Below are 20,135 nucleotides of genomic sequence, written 5' to 3' on the forward strand. Positions count from 1 at the left end.
AGGGTGAGATGCATGCGCTCATGGCGGCCGTTCTGCTGCGGCTTGCCAGGAGCAATGCGCTCCGGCGTCACTCCGGCCTTGATCAGGTTCACCGACAAGCGCGACAGGCCGCCCGCACCTCGCGAAGCAAAGGGAGAGCCATTGTCCGACCGCAGGAAGTTAGGCAATCCGAACTCGCGGAAGGCGGCATCGAGCACCGGCCAAACATGGTCAGTGTCGGTGCGGGGCAATGCCTGACAGCGCAGAAGATAGCGGCTGTGGGCATCGGTGATCGTCAGGGGCTCACATCGATCGCCGTCACCCGTCAGGAACCAGCCCTTGAAGTCGATGCACCAGACGTCGTTGGCGGCTTCACATGCGGCAAAGGGCGCGCTCGAAGGCGGGCTGCGACGGCGCAGCTTGCGCCTTACCGTCAACCCTTCGCGATCAAACAGCTCTCCGATCGTGCTCGCCACTGGCCACTCGGTTTTAGGCGCAGCTCGCTCCAGATAAGCTCTCACCTTCACTGGCCCCCAGGTTGGATGCGCCCGCCGGACTTCAAGGCAGCGCTCCGCAATTTCCGGCGCAATCGCCTGCGGATGATGCCGTGGAGCCCGCGAGCGATCGAGCAGGCCGGCTAACCCTTCTTCCTCATACCGCCCCAGCCATTTGTACCCGACCCGGCGGCTCACATTGAACCGCCGGCAGAGGGCAGCAAATGACTCCTCGCCCTTCTCAGCCGCCAACACAAAACGCATCCGCTCGTCCACGGCACAGGTCTCCTTCCAACCCATCGGCAAGGCCCTCCTTGCCGACCAATTGACCTGTTACCCATGTCGCCGGTCTAGACTGTTACCCATGTAGCCGGTCAGGACCCGAGCCACCCTCTCCCAGAAGGGAAGAGGGGGAAGCGCGCGCTACAACCCCGCCTTCGCAATCGCATCCGCAAACGAGCGATCGACGATCTCGGCCGCATCGAGCTTCTGCTTGATCAGCCCCCAGCGGAAATAGAGATCGATGGTGCTCTGCTCGTCCGCGACCACGCCGTCGTCGATCGGCGCGATCCGGATCTTTGCGCGCGACAGCCAGTTCTGCGGCACGGCGGTCGGGATGTTCATCAGTCTGCCCCAGGTCGCGGCGTAGCTGTCGACGTTGTTCAGCGACCACGCCCGCGCTGCGGTGAGGCGCCGGATGAAATCCGTCAGCTCGGCGCGCTTGTCCCTGATCGCGTCGGGCCGCGCCACCTGGAAGCTCAGGCCCGGCGTCAGGCCTTCGGAGGTGATGATGCGGCGTGATTTGAACAGCACCTCCTCCTGGCTGACATAGGGCTCCCACGTGGACCACGCATCGACTGAGCCTTGCGTGTAGGCGATCTTGGCGTCCGACGGCGCCAGGAACGCGATCTGCACGTCGCTCGCAGTCCAGCTGTTCTTCTCAAGCGCGGCGAGGATCAGCTGATGGCCGATCGAGCCGCGGCCGGTCGCGATCTTCTTGCCCCGCAAATCGCCAAAGCTTTTGATCGGCGAATTCTCCGGCACGAGGATGGCGAGGCCCTCGCGCGTCTGCCGGATCGCGGCAATCGCCTTCACCGGCGCGCCGGAGGCTGCGGCGAAGGTGAAGGGCGCGTCCCCGACGAGGCCGGTTTCGATCGCGCCGGCGCTGAGCGCCTCCAGCAGCGGAGCTGCCGCCGGAAATTCCTTCCACTCGATCTTGTACGGCAGATCCTTGAGTACGCCGGCCGCTTCCATCACGGCCTGCGAATTGCCCTTCTGGTCACCGACACGCAACGTGGTTTGCGCTGCCGCCAGTTCGAGCGAACCGAACAGCAGCGCGCCGGCCAGCATGAGGCGGATCATTCCGCCGCCTCGCCGCGAACGGCCTGGCGCCTGGCCACCAGCTCACGCGTCAGCGGGATCAGCTCGCGGCCATATTCGATCGCGTCGATCAGCGGATCGAAGCCGCGGATCAGGAAATGGCTGATGCCGAGGTCGTAATAGTCGCCGAAGACCTCGGCGACCTGCTCGGGCGTACCCACAAGCGCCGTCGTGTTGCTGTTGGCGCCGGTGAGCTTTGCGATCTCGGTCCAGAGCCGCTTGTCGATCCGGCTGCCCTGGTCGGCGAGCGCGAGCAGGCGGCGCGCGCCGGCAGTGGCATGGCCGTCGGCCGGCTTGCGGTAGCCGGTCTTGTCCTGCAGCGCGGTGGCGCGCGCCAGAATCTCCTCCGCCTTCTCCCAGGCCTGCTTCTCGGTCGGCGCGATGATCGGCCGCACCGACAGGCTGAAGCGCGGCGTCGGCCGCCCCTGCCTCACCGCGGCGTTATGGACACGCGAGGTGACGTCGCGCACCTGCGCGTAGGATTCGCCCCACAGCGCAAAGGTGTCGGCGTGCTTGCCGGCGACGTCGATCGCTGCGTCCGAGGCGCCGCCGAAATAGACACGGATGCCTTCGGGGCGATACGGCTTCACCTGCGAGAAGGCGTTCTCGACCTGATAGTACTTGCCCTTGTAAGTGAACGGCTTGTCGCTGGTCCATTCCAGCTTGAGCACGTCGAGGAATTCGGAGGTGCGGGCATAGCGCTCGTCCTTGTCGTCGAGCGTATTGCCGTCCTGCCGGAGCTCGGTGGCGTTGCCGCCGGTGATGACATGCAGCGCAACCCTGCCGCGAGAAAACTGGTCGAGCACCGCGAACTGCCGCGCCAGCAGCGTCGGCGCGGTGAAGCCGGGCCGCTGCGCGATCAGCACGTTGAGGCGGGAGGTCGTGCTCAGCACGTGCTGGGCGACCTGGAGCGCGTCGGGGCTCGTCGAATGGAACGCCAGCAGCGCCCGGTCGAAGCCGGCATTCTCATGCGCCTTCGCCACCGTCTCGATGTGGGTGGGGTTGAGGACCGGCCCCTCACGGACGACGGTTTCGGACGAATTGTTGTTGCTGATGAAGCCGATGAACTCGATCGACATGATCGTCTCCCTGATTGTTTTCCGGAAAAGCTAGAGGCCCAATGCGGCGCGGCCGAGACCGATACGCGTGGAATCGTCCTGCGGCGTGTGCACGCGCCCGCACAACACGTCGCGATAATGCCGCTCCAGCGGATTGGTACGGGACAGGCCATGATTGCCGGTCAGCGACAGCGCGTCTTCCACCACAGCGACGGCATTGTTGGTCACGGTCAGCTTGATCGCGTTGGATTCGCCGGCGGACAATTGGATCCCATCGTCGAAGTCGCGGGCGAACGTCTCAATCAGCCGCGCATTGACCGCGAGCCGCGCCTCGATGGCACCGAGAACCTCCTGCGCGCGGGCCAAGGTCGCGAGCGGCGCGCCGAGGCTGGCGGGAACACGCTGTTTCAGGAACGCGATCAGCCAGTCGCGCGCGGCGCGGGCAACGCCGTCGTAGATCGCGGCGACGAAGACCGTGTGGACGGTCGCCTGCGTGAGGTCCGGTGCCCGCCAGTCCGCTGGCTTGCGCACGTCAACTTCGGCATCCAGCGGGATTACGACGTCGTCGAAGACGACGTCGTGGCTGCCGCTGGCACGCAGGCCGTGATGGTCCCAGGTCTCGACGATGCGCGTGCCTGGCAGGCCTGCCGGCACCAGGAACTGGCCGACGCGCGGCTCGGCCTCGTCGGTCCGGGCCCAGACCAGGTACCATTTCAGGATCGGCGAGCCCGTCGAATAGATCTTGTGGCCGGTGAGCCGCCAGCCGGTTTCTGTGCGCCGCGCGATCGTCGCCGGCAGGCCGCCGCGTGCGGGCGAGCCAAGCTCGGGTTCGACGCGCAGCGCGTTGACGAGCGCGAGGCCTTCGACGCTCTCGCGCGCGAGTTTGCGCGACAGTCGCGCCGGCCAGGTCGGGCTGCGCGCCATGACGAGATGATTGATGTAGTGCATCGACAGGACCAGCGCCGTCGACGGATCGGCCTTGCCGAGAATGCCGATGACACGCGCGGCGTAGCGCGCGCCCGCGCCGCCGCCGCCATGGGCCGCGGGCACCGTCAGCGACAGCAGGCCCGCCTCGGACAGTTCGCGAAAGTTCTCGAACGGAAAACTGCCGGTGCGGTCGTGCTCGGCTGCGCGCGCGGCAAAGCTTGTCGCCAGCGCCTCGGCGCGGGCGATGTAGTCGGGTTCACTATGGGCCGTGCGGCCCTTGGCTACGGAGGTCACCATGTGGCGTCCAGCCCCAACAGGCCGAGGATCTGGCGGCGCAGATCGGCAAGATACGGATCGCCGCGATGGCGCGGATATGGACGGTCCACGCGGATGTCGGCCTTCACGCGCGCGGGACGCTCGCTGAACACGATGACGCGGTTGGCCAGCACCAGCGCTTCCTCGGCATCATGCGTCACCAGCAGGGTCGTAAAGCCCTTGCGCTGCCAGAGCGCGACGATCTCGGCCTGCATGGTAATACGGGTCAGCGAGTCCAGTTTTCCCAGCGGCTCGTCGAGAATGAGGATCTTGGGATCGTTGACCAGCGCACGCGCCAGCGCGACGCGCTGCGCCATGCCGCCGGAGAGCTGGTGCGGATAGGCCTTGCGGAACGACGACAGCCCGACGAGATCGAGCGCGTCATCCACGCGCTGCCGCTGCCTCTTCAAAATGCCCTGGGCTTCGAGGCCCAGGGCGACGTTGTCCCAGACCGACCGCCAGGGAAACAGGGTCGGATCCTGGAACACGACGACGCGCGAAGGATGCGGACTTCGGATGCGCTCCTCGTCCTCCCGCAGCCTTCCTGCCTTGGGCTTGTCGAGGCCGGCAACGAGCCGCAGCAAGGTCGACTTGCCGCAGCCGGACGGGCCGAGCAGCGCAACGAATTCGCCGGGCTCGACCGAGATGCTGACGTCGCTCAGCACCGGCAGCTCGGCACCGTCGATATCGAAGGCGTGGCTGACCTGCTCGATGTCGAGCGCGGCGCCGGCGGCCGGATGGGTGATCGCCTCCGCGAGAGCTGCTCCTACCATTTGACGGTCCCCTTCTGCCAGACCAGCAGGCGATCGCGGATGGAAAACAGCAGCGTGATGGCACCGGAGCAGAGCAGCGACATCACGATCAGCGCCGCATACATGTTGGCATAGGCGGCCCAGCCCTGCGCCCATTGCAGGTACCAGCCGAGTCCGGCCTTGACGCCGATCATCTCGGCGACGACGAGGACGGCAAAGGACGAGCCGAGCCCCATGAACAGTCCGACGAAGACGTGCGGCAGCGCCGCCGGGATCGCGACCTTCAGCACCAGGAATGATGGTTTGGCGCCGAGCGTGCGCGCGACGTCGTAATAGGCATTGCTGACGCTCGCGACGCCCGACCAGGTCAGCACAGTCACCGGGAAGCCGGTCGCGAGCGCAATCAGGAAGGTCGAGGCGCTCCAGCTCGACGGGAAGGTGAAGAAGGCGATCGGGAGCCAGGCAGTCGCCGGCAGCGGGCCGATGAAGCGCAGCACCGGATGCACCCAATAGCCGATCGCGCGCGACCAGCCGATCGAGACGCCGGTCAGGAAACCGACCGTGGCGCCGATCAGATAGCCGCCGAGTTGCAGCTTGACCGACGCGAAGACGCTGTCGAGCAGTTTTGGCAGGTCGTCGGTATAGACCTCGATGATCGCCTGCGGCGGCGGAAAGAACGGCAGCGGCAGCCAGGCGAACTTTGCAGTCGCGACTTCCCACACCGTCAGCAAGGTGCCGAGCGCGACCAGCCATGGCGCCCGCTTGTGCAACGCCTGTCCTGCCGATCCCAGATAATCGGCGCCGACGGTCCCGAACAGCGCGACCGCCGCAATGATGAAGGCGGCAATGCCGAGCGAGTGCGTGCGCGACCAGTCGCCGACATCCTCCCACCACAGGCAGGACAGTCCGAAGGCGATCCAGGCAACACTGGCGAGCACGCCGACGCCGGATTCCCGGAGCCAGGTCGCCAGCAGCAGCGCGCGCGAGGTGCGCGGTGCGCCGGAGGCAAGGCCGTCAGACAGCGAATACGTCGACATAGATGCGCTCCGCGAATTTGGCCGTGTCGGTGCTCTGCTTGAACACCTGCACGCTCTTGAGATCGTCTGCATAGGCCTTGAGCTCGCGCTTGAGGACGTCGCCGACGGGGTGATGATGATGGGTGTGGTAGCGCACCATGCCCTCGATGTCGGCGAGCGTCGCCGCCTTCGGCGCGTAGGGCTGGAACGACTTTGCTGCGACTGCGGAGTTCTGCGAGGTGAACATCGCGGCATCGAGCAACGCCTGGGTGATGGCGCGCGCGACCTGCGGCTCCTCGCGCACCAGGCTGCCGCGCAGACCGAGGATGCAGCAGCTCTTCTCGCGGTATTCGCCGTCGAGATTGGAGGCGACCTCCTTGTACTGCGTGTCCTTGAGCCAGAGATAGGCGAGCGGATCGGAGGACAGGAACGCCTGCACCTCGCCCTTCTCCACGGCAACGTTGAGCAGATTGCCGGGATAGGCGCGCCAATCGACGTCCTTTACCGGATCGATGCCGAGTTTTGCCAGTTGGATCGAGAAGAAATTCTTGTCGGGACCGGCGAGATCGCCGACCGCGACGATCTTGCCCTTGAGATCGGCCAGCCTGGCAACCCCGGAATCTGTGCGCGACAGCACGCGCATGCAGCCGCCATGGGTGCCCGCGGCGATCTTGACGTCAAAGCCCTGCTCCAGCGGCTTCAGCCAGCGCAGCGCCATGCCGAGGCCGGCATCGCTCTTGCCCGTCGCGATCGCCTCGAGCAGCTGGTCAGTCGAGCCGGAATAGTTGACGAGCTCGACGTCCAGATTGTGCTTCTGGAAGAAGCCGTGCTCGATGGCGACCGGCACCGGCGCGAGGCAGACGGCACCCGCATTCCACGACAATTTCAGCTTGCGCGGCGCGCCGGTGAGCGCGGGCGCGTCGGATGCTGTGCGGCACAGCGGAAACTCCGAGAAGTCAACGCCGGGCGCGATCGCCTGCGGCGCGAAAGCCTGCGCGGCACCAAAGGCGCCAAGCGGTGCGGCGAATGCGGCGGCGAGGCCCGCCTGGAGCAGATGACGCCGGTCAAGGCTCGATCCGCCGCGCTTGTTATCGTTGTCCATCAGCCCCGCTCCTGAGTTGGCACAGCTCCGCCGTTCGCGCAACGCTTCGCGTTGCGCATGTTCCGTCCGGAGATGCGTTGATAGAATGTTTTTCGCCGACGCCTCACGCGCGGCTTTGATGCGATGCGCAAATCATGCGGCGCGGTCGCCGCATCGTCAATGAAATGGAATTTCGAATGTGGCGCGAAGCGAAGTCATTCTCTCCATCGGCGCGTGCGGGAACGATGAAACGATTTTCGCCGATGCTTTGGTGGGCAGGGTGCACTTGGGCGCCTCTCACGCTTCATTCCTGCGCATCATCGGGGCGCGCACGCTGCAATTTCTCGAAAGCCTCACTTCGTTGAAACGTCCTTGCCGATCGCGCACGCAATACGGACGGCGATTTCATTGACTGCGTGTCGTGCGCTCATAGACTTGATCGTCTCGCTGCATCGTCGGCTCACGCATGGTGAGCGACGCAACAAGACGGATCCAATGAGCATCAACTCCGACGACCATTCCATCACCCGCCGGCTGGCCGCGTCGCTGCTCGCCGCCGCCATCACGCTCTCGACCGCCGCGGCCTCCCTCGCCGCCGACGCCGTCGTGCTGCGCGTCGGCGACCAGAAGGGCGGAAACCGCTCGCTGCTGGAAATCTCCGGCTACGCAAAGGACCTGCCCTACAAGATCGAATGGTCGGAATTCCCCGCGGCGGCACCGATCCTCGAAGCGCTCAATGCCGGCGCGCTCGATGTCGGTTACACCGGGGACCTGTCCTTCCTCTCGGTCTATGCGGCAGGCGCGCCGATCAAGGCGATCGGCGGCACGCGTTCGGAGGCGAAGACGCAAGCGATCCTCGTACGCCAGGACTCGCCGATCAAATCGGCCGCCGATCTCAAGGGCAAGCGCCTCGCCGGCACGCGCGGCGGCTGGGGCCAGTTCCTGATCGACGCCACGCTGGAGAAGGCGCAGATCAAGCTGGAGGATGCGACCTTCGCGCCGCTCGGTCCGGTCGATGCCAAGATCGCGCTGGTCGCTGGCTCGATCGATGCCTGGGCGGTGTGGGAGCCATACGTCTCGTTCGCGACCTTGAAAGACAAGGCCCGTGTGATCGCCGACGGCGAAGGCCTGACGCCGACCATCACCTTCATCGTCGCCTCCGACAACGCCATCGCCACCAAGCGCGCCGCGGTGCAGGACCTCGTGCAGCGCTTGAACAAGGCCAGGCTGTGGTCGCTCGATCACATTGCCGAATACGCAAAGAGCACGGCCGAGCTGACAAAACTGCCGGAGGACGTGCTGCTGTCGGCCTACACCGCGCAGCGCACCAGCCCGATTCCGATCGACGAGAACGTGGTGAGGGAGATCCAGGCCGCCTCGGACCGCTCGACGCGCTACGGCATCCTGCCGAAGACGCTCGACGTCAGTAAAGCCCTGGACAGCAGCTTTACCGCCGCGGCCGCGGGATCGAACTAGGCTGAGGCGGCGAGATGCACAGGCCACGCCTCAAAGCTGGCCCGCTGCATCTCGCCGCGATCGTGCTCGCGCATTTCGCCTGCATGAGCCTGATCGTTTGGCTCTCGCTCTAATGCATGATCCGGACCCGGAGGGCCGCTTCGGCGCAACGTGCGAAGCGGTTTCCGGAAAAGATCATGCGCAAACAACAGCCGCGCGAGATCACCAATAGGCGTACGGACGATACGGCCGGTAATAGCCGTAGTACGGCCGATAGTAGCGGCGGTAGCCATAGTATCGCGGGTAGGCATAGGCCGGTCCATAGCCGTAATAGGCCGGCGCGTAGCCATAGCCGTAGCCCGGATATCCATAGCCGCCATAATACGGTCCGCCATAATAGCCGTAGCCGTAAGGCGCGCTGCTGGCGATGGCGCCGCCGATGATCGCGCCGGCCGCGAGGGCGCCGATACCCCAGCCCCAGCCGCCGCCCCAGCCGCGGCCGCGCCAATAGACCTGCGTGACATCATCGCCGACTGCCGCCTTCATGGCTCCAACATTGGTCGGCAGCGGGGCTGCTGCGGTCTGCCCGATTTGGCCGACCATGATCGCGCCCGCCAGTGAACAGGCAATTGCCGTTGTCCAGATCCTCATCGTCTTGCTCCCTGTCTGACGTTTCTCTTGGAAAAAGGATCGCAGGCCTATGATCGGGCATCGTTGCTCCAAGTCAAAGCCTCGATTTTGCGTGCGGCGCACAAGAGAGCGGGTGCATGCCTCAATTTTGATCGGGGGTCGCCGATATGACACCGATACAATAGCGCCCGGTCCCGGCGGCCACGGCAAAGCATTAAGCTTCCCGCGCGTTCGCAACCAACAACCATCTTCCTGATTTACTATTCGTACCGCTACTATCGGTTCCAATGTGCGCGGCCGGGACGCAGCCCGTGACGCGCCGGAGGTGTGGGGAGGATTGCATGAATGCCGTGGGTAATGAGCCGCTCGCCCGTCAGGCGCTGGCGTTCGTCCTGGCTGGTGGGCGCGGCAGCCGGCTGCTGGAGCTGACCGACCGGCGCGCCAAGCCCGCGGTCTATTTCGGCGGCAAGTCCCGCATCATCGATTTCGCGCTGTCGAACGCGGTGAACTCCGGCATCCGCCGCATCGCGGTCGCCACTCAGTACAAGGCGCACAGCCTGATCCGGCATCTCCAGATGGGCTGGAATTTCTTCCGCCCCGAGCGCAATGAGAGCTTCGACATTCTCCCGGCGAGCCAGCGCGTCTCCGAGAACATGTGGTATGTCGGCACGGCCGATGCGATCTACCAGAACATCGATATCATCGAGTCGCACGCCTGCCGCTTCATCGTCGTGCTGGCCGGCGATCACATCTACAAGATGGATTACGAGGTGATGCTGCGCCAGCATGTCGAGAGCGGCGCCGACGTCACCGTCGGCTGCCTGGAGATGCCGCGCACCGAATCCTCGGGCTTCGGCATCATGCATATCGACGAGAACGGCTGGATCCAGCAATTCCTGGAGAAGCCGAAGGATCCGCCGCCGATGCCGGGCAAGCCGGACGTCTCGCTCGCCAGCATGGGCATCTATGTCTTCAATGCGAAGTTCCTCTTTGACGAGCTCAAGCGCGACGCCGAAGACCCGAGCTCGAACCATGATTTCGGCAAGGACATCATCCCCTATATCGTCAAGAACGGCCGCGCCATCGCGCATCAGTTCTCGACGTCATGCGTTCGCTCCGGCAGCGACGAGCGCGCCTATTGGCGCGACGTCGGCACGGTCGACGCCTATTGGGCCGCCAATATCGACCTCACCGACGTGGTGCCGGAGCTCGACCTGTTCGACCGCGCCTGGCCGATCTGGTCCTATGCCGAGATCACCCCTCCGGCGAAATTCGTCCATGACGAGGAGAGCCGGCGCGGCCAGGCCGTGAGTTCGCTGGTGTCCGGCGGCTGCATCATCTCCGGCGCCTCGCTGCGCCGCTCGCTGCTGTTCACCGGCGTGCGCATCAACTCCTACGCCAATGTCGAGAACGCCGTGATCATGCCCTATGTCAATGTCGGGCGCGGCGCTCGCTTAAAGAACGTCGTGATCGACCGCGGCGTCGAGATTCCGGAAGGGCTCGTCGTCGGCGAGGACCCCGAGTTCGATGCCAAGCGCTTCCGCACCACCGAGCAGGGCATTTCGCTGATCACCCAGCCGATGATCGACAGGCTCAATACATGACGCCTGTTCGCGTCCTCGCGGTCGCCTCTGAAGTCTACCCCATCGTCAAGACCGGCGGCCTCGCGGATGTCGCAGGCGCCTTGCCGCTCGCGCTGAAGGCGCATGGCGTCGAGATGCGCACCTTGATGCCGGGCTATCCCGACGTGACGCGCCTGATGTCCGACGCGGAGGAAGTCCGGCGCTGGCCTGATTATTTCGGCGGACCGGGCCGGCTGCTCGCCGGCTCCCGTGATGGGCTCGACCTGTTCGTGCTCGACGTGCCGCATCTCTATGCGCGGCCGGGCAATCCCTACGTCACCGCCGAGGGCGTCGACTGGCCGGACAATGGCGTGCGCTTTGCGGCGCTGTCGCGCGTGGCGGCGGATATCGGCCACGGCCTCGTGCCGGCGTTCGTGCCTGATATCGTGCACGCCCATGACTGGCAGGCCGGGCTCGCGCCGGCCTATCTTCACTACGACAACCGCCCACGGCCGGGCACCGTGATGACCATCCACAACATGGCCTATCAGGGCAAGTTCGCGCGCGAGCTGATCGGCGCGATCGGCCTGCCGTGGAGCTCCTTCGACGTCAATGGCCTCGAATATTTCGGCGGCATCAGCTTCCTCAAGGCCGGCCTGCAATTCGCCGATCGCATCACCACGGTATCGCCGACCTATGCGCAGGAGATCCAGAGCGACGAAGGCGGCATGGGACTCGGTGGCCTCTTGCGCGCACGCGCGGGTACACTGAGCGGCATCCTCAACGGCATCGACACCGAGGTGTGGAATCCGCAGACCGACGCGCACATCGCCTATCGCTTCGGCGCGGAGGACCTGACATTCCGGGCGGCGAACAAGGCGGTGCTACAGCAGCAGTTCAATCTCGATTCCTCGGACGAAGCACCGCTGCTCGGCGTCATCAGCCGCCTGTCCTGGCAGAAGGGGCTCGATCTCCTGCTCGAGGCCATCCCGACCATCTTGCGCGAAGGCATGCAGCTCGCGCTGCTGGGCAGCGGTGACCGCGATCTCCAGGACCGCTATCAGGCCGCCGCCCGCGCAAATCCGGGCCAGATCGGTGTCGTGATTGGCTATGACGAGATCCTGGCGCACCTGATCCAGGCCGGCTCGGATGCGCTGATCGTGCCGTCGCGGTTCGAGCCGTGCGGCCTGACCCAGCTTTGCGCGTTGCGTTATGGCGCGGTGCCCATCGTGTCGCGCGTCGGCGGCCTCGAAGACACCATCGTCGATATCGGCGAAGCCGACGCATCGGGGCGCGATGCGACCGGCTTCAAGTTCGGCCCGGTCACCGCGGACGCCCTCGCCGGCACGCTGCGCAAGGCCAACACCGTCTTCCACGACAAGCCGACCTGGCGCCGGCTGCAACGAAGCGGCCTTGCGACTGACGTCTCCTGGCGCAACCGCGCCGGCGACTATGCCGCGCTTTATCGCGATCTCATGGCGGCCCGCGCGGCGTAGCGTTTTCAGGCGAAGTAGGCACCGGTTCGCGTCAAGAAAACGCGTTAATGCTAGAATCTACGTTCCGACTTCATCGGAACGTAGCTCCAGTCATGACCATCGTCGAATCCATGCTATAGAACCGGCATGGAACCCTTCATGATCAAGCTGATCGGCTTTGCCGCAGCCACCTGCACCACCGTGGCCTACGCGCCGCAAGCCATCAAGGTGTGGAAGACCCGCTCCACCGGCGACATCTCGCTCGGCATGTTCCTGGTGATGGTGCTGGGCCTGGCGCTCTGGCTCATCTACGGCCTCCTCTCAGGCGATGGCCCGCTGATCGCCTCGAACGCCGTCACCATGCTGCTCGCCGGCGGCATTTTGCTGATGAAGCTGAGATACGGGTGAGGCTTTCTTCGCCTCTCCCCGCGTGCGGGGAGAGGCCGGAATTCGCGCTGTAAGCGCGGATTCCGGGTGAGGAGGACTCTCCGCGAATCCAATTCCTCGCGGAGAGTCCCCCTCACCCCAACCCTCTCCCCGCAAGCGGAAAGAGGGAGAAGATCATCATCCAAACACATACGACGCCATCGCCACATTCGCGACCTCGTCGACGAAGACGCGCTTGCCGACATCCTTGCCGGCGGCGCCGGCGGCCACCATCAGCGGCAGCAGATGGTCCTCACGCGGATGCGCCAGGCGCGCGCTCGGCGCGTTCTCCCAGTCGACCAGCATCGCGTTGCGGCGCGCTGCATCGGGGTTGCTGATCGCCTCGTTCAGATAGGCTTCGAAATCATAGGAGACAGGCTTTGATTCCGGCCGGTTGAAGCCGCGCATGTTGTGATAGGTGAGCCCGCTGCCGACGATCAGGATGCCCTCGTCGCGCAGCGATGCGATCGCCTCCCCGACCTTGATGTGTTCGGCCGCATCGTAGCTCGACTTCAGCGACAGCAGCACGATCGGCATGTCGGCGTTCGGATACATCAGGCCGAGCGGCACGAAGGTGCCGTGGTCAAAACCTTGGTTGAGATCTTCGCGGCAATCGAGACCCGCGTGCTTGAGCAGCGCCCTCACCTCCGCTGCGAGCTCCGGCTTGCCCGGCGCGGGATATTTGAGGTGATAGGTATGCTCGGGGAAACCGTAATAGTCGTACACCATCGGCGGATGCGCCGAGGTCGACACGGTGAAGGCGTCGGCCTCCCAATGCCCGGTGATGACGAGCACGGCCTTCGGCCTTTCCGGGAGAAGCTGCGGCAGCCGGCCGAACGCCTCGGCGGTCCTGGCATATTGCNCCCGCCGGTCCTCCATGAACGGCCAGGGGCCGCCGCCATGCGACAGGAACAGGGTCGGAAATCGCGTCATGGGCAAAGGCTCGGCTCAAGGACAACATACGCGTGCGGCGGTCCCACGCGACCGGTGGCGAGCATAGGCAAACCCGCATGGTTAGCAAGTCGTTAACGATTTGCCTTCCAAAATCCCCGCCGTGGCCGAAGGAGTCGGCCAGAAGACGAGGACGTGAGATGAGGAAGTTTTCGCTGGGGGACGTCGTCAACAGTGACAAGGGCCGCCGCGGCGTCGTTCGCGCCGCCTTCAAGTCGCGCGAAGGCCAGCAGTTCTATGCCGTCGAGAAGGACGGCGCGATGGACTATCTCGAGGAAGACCGGCTGAGCCCGGCGCCGCGCGTCGAGCTCGCGGCCTAGAGCGTTTTCGAGCGAAGTGGATACCGGCTCGCGTCAAGAAAACGCGTCAAAACAAAAATCTAAAGCCCGTTCCGATTTCCATCGGAACGGGAAGGGCTCTAGCTCCAGCTCATTTCCTGCTCTCATCTGCGAGCCGATCGAGGCGCTCCGCGAAGGGGTCGTCTCCGCTCGCGATGCGATCGTTCGCGATCAGCAGCAGGCGATCGCGGTCTGCAGCCGCGTTCCAATGCGGCAGTTCCGGACCGTTGGGATCGCCGCTTTTTGCAAAATTGATCCAGTAGGCGCGCATGCGGCTTGCGATCTCGCGATCGCGCCGCGACAGGATGCCGGCACCGGGAACGCCTTCCGCGCCGAAGATGAATTGCAGCTCGCGACCGTGACCTCCTTCCGGACTGGCGCGTCGGGCCTCCGGCACATAGGCGAAGCGATAGCGGAAGGTCGGCGCGCCGGTCGCGGCATGCAGGCGCGCCAGCAGCCGCACCGGCTCGGAGAACACCCTGTCGGTGTAGGCGCGCGCTGCAAGGTCCGAGGGCCTGGCGAGGTCGGGATAGAGCTTGCGCAATTGTTCGGGTGTCGCGCCTGACGATGCGAGCGCCTCGGCGACCTCCTGCTCGCTGTCGAACCCCGTCTCGTCATCATTGGCGCCGATGATCAGCGGAATTCGGCTCTCATGTCCGGCCACAAAACCTGCGGCAATGTCTTCCGTCACGAGACTACCGTCGATCGTCGGCGCGAAGCCGTGCGGAGATTTTGCGAGCAGCTTGCTTTCGGCCGCAAGCAGCTGCGCGAGCGCGATTCCACGCGGGTCGGTGCCATCCGGCCCGAGCGTCGCGACGAATTGCAGGCCCCAGGCTTCCGCCTCCTGCCGCGAGCGCAAGCGCACGCGGCCAGGCAGCGATTGCAGGATGACTTTCTGAAACAGCCCTCGCGCCTCGCCGCACAACATCAACAGCGCGATCGATGTCGCGCCCGCGCCACCGCCGAACAGCGTGACGTTGCCGGGATCGCCGCCGAACGCCGCGATATTGTCGTGCACCCAGCGCAGCGCCGCGACCTGGTCCATCAGGCCGTAATTTCCGGAGCCGCTTTCTGAGAGCGCGGGATGGGCGAGCCAGCCGAGCACACCGAGACGATAATTCACTGTCACCAAGATGACGCCGGCCTGCGCGAGCCTTGCGCCGTCGAACAGCGGATCGTTCGCGGTGCCGCCGACAAAGGCGCCGCCATGGATGAACACCATCACCGGCAACGGGCCGTCGACGCCGAAGGGGCGGAACACGTTGAGCGTAAGGCAATCCTCGCTCGCACCGGACCACGAAGGCTGAACGCACGGCGCGCCGAACTCATAGGCCGTGCGCATCTCCGAACTTTCCGCGGTCGCCTCCGGCGGGCGCCAGCGCAGCGGCCCAACCGGCGCGGCCGCATAAGCCAGTCCCTTGAAGAAGGCCACCTCGCCTTCGACCCCGCCGAGCATCTGGCCTTCGCGCGTCAGCGCAAACGGAAACTGTCCGACCGGCTGGGCCACGGCCAGGCCGGCAAGGCATAGACATGCGGAAGCCGTAACGAGCGCAAGCAGGGACCGCATCTTCGGGATCTCGATGCGCGGAAGGGGTCCTGCAAAGTTATGTCCGCGAGCGCCGCCGAGGCAAGCCTTGCGGCTCGCAGCTAACCGCCCTTCGCAATGATCTCCGCCAGCGCGCGGCGCGCGATGATGCCGAGCTCGCCGAGCGTGGAGTGTCCCGCCTGCGCCGCTTCGATCAGACGCTCGGCGATGAACCTGCGGCTGTCGTGATCGCCGCCATGCGGCAGTTGGCGGCAGGTCTCCTCCAGCACGACGTCCATGTTGGCTTTGGTCCGCTCACTCAACTCTGTCATGACGCCCGGCCGGAACGCGTGGCTTGTAACCGCAAGCATACACGGCGGGATCAGGCATGATTAGCCCGGACAATCACGGCCATTGTGCATCGCGATGCGTGTATTGGAGCGACGTTCGCCCTGCTCCCGTGAAGCCGCAAACGACTACCGAAGATTGCACTTGGTCTGATGACAAGCCGAGCCTGCAGGGCTAGGCTGCCGGCAAAACAAAATACACGGGAGGAAATGCCATGCCGGAAGCAATGGTTGCCGCACGTGAGTCCAAAGCTGGGGACGGAACTGCCCAGCAGGTCGATGTTGCCGTGGTCGGCGCCGGATTTGCCGGCCTTTACCTTCTCCATCGCCTGCGCAAGGCCGGCTTCACAACCATTGCCCTCGAAGAGGCCGGCGATGTCGGCGGAACCTGGTACTGGAACCGCTATCCCGGCGCGCGCTGCGATATCCAGACCATCGACTACAGCTACACCTTCGATCCGGAACTCGAGGCCGCCTGGACCTGGTCGGAGAAATACGCGACCCAGCCCGAGATCCTGCGCTATCTCGGCTTCGTCGCCGATCGCTATGATCTCCGCCGCGACATCCGCTTCAAGACCAGGGTGACCGAGGCCAGATGGGACGAGGCGGCCGAGCGCTGGCAGCTCACCACCGACAATGGCGCGCCCGTCTCCTGCCGCCATTACATCATGGCCACCGGCTGCCTCTCCGCGCCAAAACCGCCGGAGATCGACGGCGTCAAGGACTTCAAGGGCGAGATCTATTTCACCGGGCGCTGGCCGCATGACGGTGTCAATCTCGCGGGCAAACGCGTCGCCGTGATCGGCACGGGCTCATCGGCCATCCAGTCAATCCCGCTGATCGCCGAACAGGCCGCGCATCTCACCGTGTTCCAGCGCACGCCGAATTTCGCGCTGCCTGCACACAACGGCCCGGCGCCGGACGATCGCATGAGCCTGCTGCAAGGCGACCGCGCCGCCTATCGCGAGCAGGCGCGCCAGTCGATGGCCGGCGTGCCCTATCCGCAGCAGACGGTCATGAGCTGGCAATTGAGCGATGCCGAGCGTCGCGAGCGGTTCGAACGGGCCTGGGCTGCCGGCGACCTCGTCCACATCCTGACGCAGCTCTGGGCCGACCAGGCCGTCGATGTCGACGGCAACAGGATCGTCCAGGACCTGATCCGCGAGAAGATCCGCGCCGCCGTCAGGGATCCCGAGACCGCCGCCGCGCTCATGCCGGACGATCATCCCTTCGGCGCAAAGCGTCCCTGCCTCGATACCAATTACTACGCGACCTACAACCGGCCGAACGTCACGCTGGTCAATCTTCGCCAGGAGCCGATCAAGGCGATCACCGCGAGCGGCATCGCCACCAACGGCCGCAGCTTCGACCTCGATGTCATCGTGTTCGCGACCGGCTTCGACGCCATGACCGGCGCGATCCGCGCCGTGCATCCGATCACCGGGCGCGGCGGCAGGTCGCTCACCGATGTCTGGGCGCAGGGGCCGCAGACCTATCTCGGGCTCACGGTCGAGGGCTTTCCGAACTTCTTCATGATCACCGGACCCGGCAGTCCGTCGGTGCTGTCGAACATGGCGGTGTCGATCGAGCAGCATGTCGACTGGGTCGTCGATCGCCTTGCCGCGCTGCGCGATGCCGGCTTCACCACGATGGAGCCGACCGAGACGGCGCAGGCGGGCTGGGCCCGGCACATGGCCGACTGCTCGATGCTGACGCTGCACCGGCTCGCCAACACCTGGTACACGGGGGCCAACGTGCCCGGCAAGGTGCAGGGCCTGATGCCCTATACCGGCGGCGTCGGCCCCTATCGCAGCATCTGCGACGAGGTCACGAGCCGCGGCATGCTCGGCTTCAGGCTCACCGGCCCCAATGGCGCCGCGCAATGCAATGACGGCGAGGTGGTGCGCCTGCAGCCCGACGTGCGGCTGGTGCTGAACCTGCTGGCGACGCTCAACCTGCCGCCGATCGAGTCGATGGGCGCGGCAGGCGCGCGCGCCTTCGTCAACGAGTTCAACAAGGGCCGTCCCGCTGGACGGCCGATCGGCGAGATCGTCGACGGCACCCTGCCCGGCGCCGACGGTCCGCTGACCTATCGTGTCTTCAAGCCAGCGACGGCAGGCCCGCATCCGGTCGTGGTCTATTTCCACGGCGGCGGCTGGGTGCTCGGCGACGAGCAGTCCGACGAGCCGTTCTGCCGCGACATGGTGCGCAGGACCGGCATGATGTTCGTCAGCATCGGCTATCGCCACGCGCCCGAGCATCGCTTCCCGGCCGCAGCGGAAGACGGTTACGCCGCGACGCGCTGGATCGCCGAGCACGCCACCGAGCTCGGCGGCAGGCCGGGGCCGGTGCTGGTCGCCGGCTGGAGCGCCGGCGGCAACATCGCCGCCGTCAGCTGCCAGCTCGCACGCGACCGCGGCGGGCCCGAGATCGCGGGCCAGTTGCTGATCTGTCCGGTCACCGACTGCAACTTCGATCGTCCCTCCTACAACGACAATGCGACCGGCTATTTCCTGACGCGCTCGCTGATGTACTGGTTCTGGGACATCTACTGTTCGCCGGCGGACCGCACCGATCCGCGCGTCTCGCCATTGCGCGGCAAGGTCTCAGGGTTGCCGCCGGCCTTCGTCGTCACCTGCGAGTTCGATCCGCTGCGCGACGAGGGCATCGCCTATGCCGAGGCGATGGCAGCCGCGGGCGTCCCGGTCGAGCAGCTCAAGGCGCGCGGCCATTTCCACTCGTCCTTCACGATGGTGGACGTGGTGATCACGGGCGCGCCGGGCCGGGGGCAGATGGCCGAAGCCCTGCGGCGCTTCGCTGGCCCGCCGCCGCAGGTCGGCAGCAGCGACGAGCACAGCCGCGGCCATGTCAGCCCGGGGCACAAGATCGCGGCGGCAGCGAGCTGAGCTGCAACGGATCGGCGGGCTAAAGCATGATCCGGACCCGGAGGGCCGCGTTAGCGCAAAGTGCGCAGCGGTCTTCCGGAAGAATCATGCTGCAACAACAACCTAAAGCGCGATCATAGCGCTTTAGGGCTGGTGTCCCGGCAGCAACAGCGAGGCGGCGGCGAGGCCGCCTGCTGATCCAAATGCGGCAAGCAGCCAGGGCCACATGTAGCCGGTGGCCATTGCTTCGTCCGGTATCGTTGCGCCGAGCGCCGCGATGCCCAGTGCGAATCCGGCCTGGCGCATGACCACGGTGACCGCCGAGGCCATGCCCGTCTGCGCCGGCGGCACCAGGGCGACGACGGCACCCGACAATTGCGGATGCGCCAGCACGGCGCCAAGACCGATCAACAGCATGCCGATTGCCGCCGCGGCAAGGATGACGTCCATGTTCACGAGCCAACCGCTCGCCGCCAGCACCAGAGTGAGATCGCCGGCCAGCAGCACGAGCATCGCTGTCGCGAACAGCCGGCGCCAGCCCCAGCGTTTCGCCAGGCGGGCACCATAGGGCGGTAGCACAAGCATCGGCAATGTCGCGGCAAGCAATGCGACGCCAACCGACGAGCCCGTCCAGCCAACCGCTGCACCCAGGAACCGCGGCAGGTAGACGAGGACGGCCCAGTATCCGATGGATACGGCAACCAGCAGCGCCGAAATGCCGGCAATGACCGGCCGACCAAACACGGCCGGGTCGAAAATCGGCGCGGCCCGTCGGCGCTGCTGGATTCCGAAGATGGCGAACAGGCACGCACTCGCCGCAAGACCAACCGCAATCCAGGCCGGTGCAGCACGTCCCATCAGCAGGCTCTCGATCGCGATCCCAAGAGTGAGCGTGAGGAGAGCGACGCCGCTCCAATCGAGCGGACGGCCGGCTGGATCGCGCGACTCTGCGACCAGCCTTGGAACACCGAGAATGACGAGCAGGCAAAGCGGGATGTTGATCAGGAAGATCCAGCGCCACCCGATCCAGCCCGACACCAGCCCGCCGAGCGTCGGCCCCAGCGCCATGGCAACGCCCGAGATCACACCCATGATCGCAAACGCGCGGGCGCGCTCGTCAGGCCGGGCATAGGTGCTCGCGAGCAGCGCAATGCCGCCGGTCACGACGAACGCCGCACCAAGGCCCTGGACTGCGCGGGCCGCCCATAGCTCCGGACCTCCCGCCGCAACACCGCAAGCGATCGAACCGGCCAGGAAGACGATGTTGCCGCCAAGCAGGGCTCGTCGTCGCCCATATCTGTCGGCCAGCGCGCCGGCGGCGAGTAGCCCGCCGGTGAAAGCCAGGCTGTAGGCGTCCATGACCCATGCATAGGCGGCGACGCCGAAGCCGAGTTCAGCCGCCATGGCCGGCATCGCGACGACAACCCCCGTCACGTCGAATTGCGTGAAGAAAGCCGCCATGCCGAGCGCCGAGGCCGGCAACAGATCGCGCCAACCGCGCTGCGGCCGCTTATCGAGTTCAGCTCTAGCCATCTTTTT

At 65.7% G+C, this 20,135-nt stretch carries 18 protein-coding genes; 6 read left to right on the top strand and 12 right to left on the bottom strand.

Translation table 11 applies throughout. The features are described 5' to 3' along the window. From A5906_RS33155 to A5906_RS33185, 7 genes are all read right to left on the bottom strand, one after another. Positions 1-749, bottom strand: a 749-nt coding sequence (locus A5906_RS33155; protein WP_245327024.1) for a helix-turn-helix domain-containing protein, incomplete at its 3' end; no start/stop codon positions are given. Between the two features lie 147 nt (positions 750-896). After that, positions 897-1,835 carry an ABC transporter substrate-binding protein gene (locus tag A5906_RS33160; protein WP_080139342.1) on the bottom strand — a complete coding sequence of 313 codons (939 nt, stop codon included), beginning with the start codon at positions 1,833-1,835 and terminating at the stop codon, positions 897-899. Then, the gene (locus A5906_RS33165; RefSeq protein WP_080139343.1) at positions 1,832-2,932 is read right to left on the bottom strand and encodes an LLM class flavin-dependent oxidoreductase; all 1,101 of its coding nucleotides are present in this window, start codon (positions 2,930-2,932) and stop codon (positions 1,832-1,834) included. Before A5906_RS33165 ends, A5906_RS33160 begins: the two co-directional genes overlap by 4 nt. Before the next feature lie 30 nt (positions 2,933-2,962). Continuing rightward, on the bottom strand, positions 2,963-4,135 hold the full coding sequence (locus A5906_RS33170; protein WP_080139344.1) for an acyl-CoA dehydrogenase family protein: 1,173 nt from the start codon (positions 4,133-4,135) through the stop codon (positions 2,963-2,965). After that, positions 4,129-4,926: an ABC transporter ATP-binding protein gene (locus tag A5906_RS33175; protein ID WP_080139345.1), complete on the bottom strand. Its 798-nt coding sequence runs from the start codon at positions 4,924-4,926 to the stop codon at positions 4,129-4,131. Before A5906_RS33175 ends, A5906_RS33170 begins: the two co-directional genes overlap by 7 nt. Then, entirely contained in the window at positions 4,920-5,942 is a 1,023-nt protein-coding gene (locus A5906_RS33180) for an ABC transporter permease (protein ID WP_080139346.1), read from the bottom strand. Before A5906_RS33180 ends, A5906_RS33175 begins: the two co-directional genes overlap by 7 nt. Then, positions 5,920-7,023 carry an ABC transporter substrate-binding protein gene (locus A5906_RS33185; RefSeq protein WP_080139347.1) on the bottom strand — a complete coding sequence of 368 codons (1,104 nt, stop codon included), beginning with the start codon at positions 7,021-7,023 and terminating at the stop codon, positions 5,920-5,922. The genes A5906_RS33180 and A5906_RS33185 overlap by 23 nt, the downstream gene beginning before the upstream one ends. A gap of 474 nt (positions 7,024-7,497) precedes the next feature. Between A5906_RS33185 and A5906_RS33190 the strand changes: the two genes are divergently transcribed. After that, positions 7,498-8,478, top strand: coding sequence for an ABC transporter substrate-binding protein (locus A5906_RS33190; RefSeq protein WP_080139523.1), 981 nt, complete (start codon positions 7,498-7,500; stop codon positions 8,476-8,478). Positions 8,479-8,679: 201 nt separating this feature from the next. Here the strand turns inward: A5906_RS33190 and A5906_RS33195 are convergent, their stop codons facing one another. Then, a complete protein-coding gene (locus A5906_RS33195) occupies positions 8,680-9,108 on the bottom strand; it encodes a hypothetical protein (RefSeq protein ID WP_080139348.1) in 429 nt (142 codons plus the stop codon). A 320-nt stretch (positions 9,109-9,428) separates the two neighbouring features. Between A5906_RS33195 and glgC the strand changes: the two genes are divergently transcribed. The 3 genes from glgC to A5906_RS33210 all read left to right on the top strand — a co-directional run bounded on the left by glgC (position 9,429) and on the right by A5906_RS33210 (position 12,532). Then, on the top strand, positions 9,429-10,691 hold the full coding sequence (glgC, locus tag A5906_RS33200; RefSeq protein WP_080139349.1) for a glucose-1-phosphate adenylyltransferase: 1,263 nt from the start codon (positions 9,429-9,431) through the stop codon (positions 10,689-10,691). Then, entirely contained in the window at positions 10,688-12,145 is a 1,458-nt protein-coding gene (gene glgA, locus A5906_RS33205; RefSeq protein WP_080139350.1) for a glycogen synthase GlgA, read from the top strand. The genes glgC and glgA overlap by 4 nt, the downstream gene beginning before the upstream one ends. Before the next feature lie 126 nt (positions 12,146-12,271). After that, positions 12,272-12,532 (top strand): SemiSWEET transporter, encoded by a 261-nt coding sequence (locus tag A5906_RS33210; protein ID WP_080139351.1) that lies wholly within the window; start codon positions 12,272-12,274, stop codon positions 12,530-12,532. Between the two features lie 156 nt (positions 12,533-12,688). Here A5906_RS33210 and A5906_RS33215 read toward each other — a convergent pair. Further along, the coding region (locus tag A5906_RS33215; protein WP_245327040.1) for a DODA-type extradiol aromatic ring-opening family dioxygenase at positions 12,689-13,412 on the bottom strand (724 nt) is incomplete at its 5' end. 229 nt (positions 13,413-13,641) lie between these two features. Here A5906_RS33215 and A5906_RS33220 point away from each other — a divergent pair. Next, positions 13,642-13,821: a hypothetical protein gene (locus A5906_RS33220; RefSeq protein WP_018640802.1), complete on the top strand. Its 180-nt coding sequence runs from the start codon at positions 13,642-13,644 to the stop codon at positions 13,819-13,821. A gap of 109 nt (positions 13,822-13,930) precedes the next feature. On the opposite strand, the gene A5906_RS33225 is transcribed toward A5906_RS33220, so the two are convergent. Together A5906_RS33225 and A5906_RS33230 are read right to left on the bottom strand one after the other, a co-directional pair. Beyond that, positions 13,931-15,406, bottom strand: coding sequence for a carboxylesterase/lipase family protein (locus A5906_RS33225; RefSeq protein ID WP_080139353.1), 1,476 nt, complete (start codon positions 15,404-15,406; stop codon positions 13,931-13,933). 80 nt (positions 15,407-15,486) lie between these two features. Continuing rightward, positions 15,487-15,735: a hypothetical protein gene (locus A5906_RS33230; RefSeq protein ID WP_080139354.1), complete on the bottom strand. Its 249-nt coding sequence runs from the start codon at positions 15,733-15,735 to the stop codon at positions 15,487-15,489. A 191-nt stretch (positions 15,736-15,926) separates the two neighbouring features. On the opposite strand from A5906_RS33230, the gene A5906_RS33235 reads away from it, so the two are divergent. Then, positions 15,927-18,617 (top strand): flavin-containing monooxygenase, encoded by a 2,691-nt coding sequence (locus A5906_RS33235; protein WP_080139355.1) that lies wholly within the window; start codon positions 15,927-15,929, stop codon positions 18,615-18,617. A gap of 123 nt (positions 18,618-18,740) precedes the next feature. On the opposite strand, the gene A5906_RS33240 is transcribed toward A5906_RS33235, so the two are convergent. Further along, positions 18,741-20,129 (bottom strand): MFS transporter, encoded by a 1,389-nt coding sequence (locus A5906_RS33240; RefSeq protein ID WP_080139356.1) that lies wholly within the window; start codon positions 20,127-20,129, stop codon positions 18,741-18,743. Between the last annotated feature and the right edge of the window lie 6 nt (positions 20,130-20,135).

The organism is Bradyrhizobium sacchari (assembly GCF_002068095.1).
In the GTDB taxonomy this organism is placed as follows: domain Bacteria; phylum Pseudomonadota; class Alphaproteobacteria; order Rhizobiales; family Xanthobacteraceae; genus Bradyrhizobium; species Bradyrhizobium sacchari.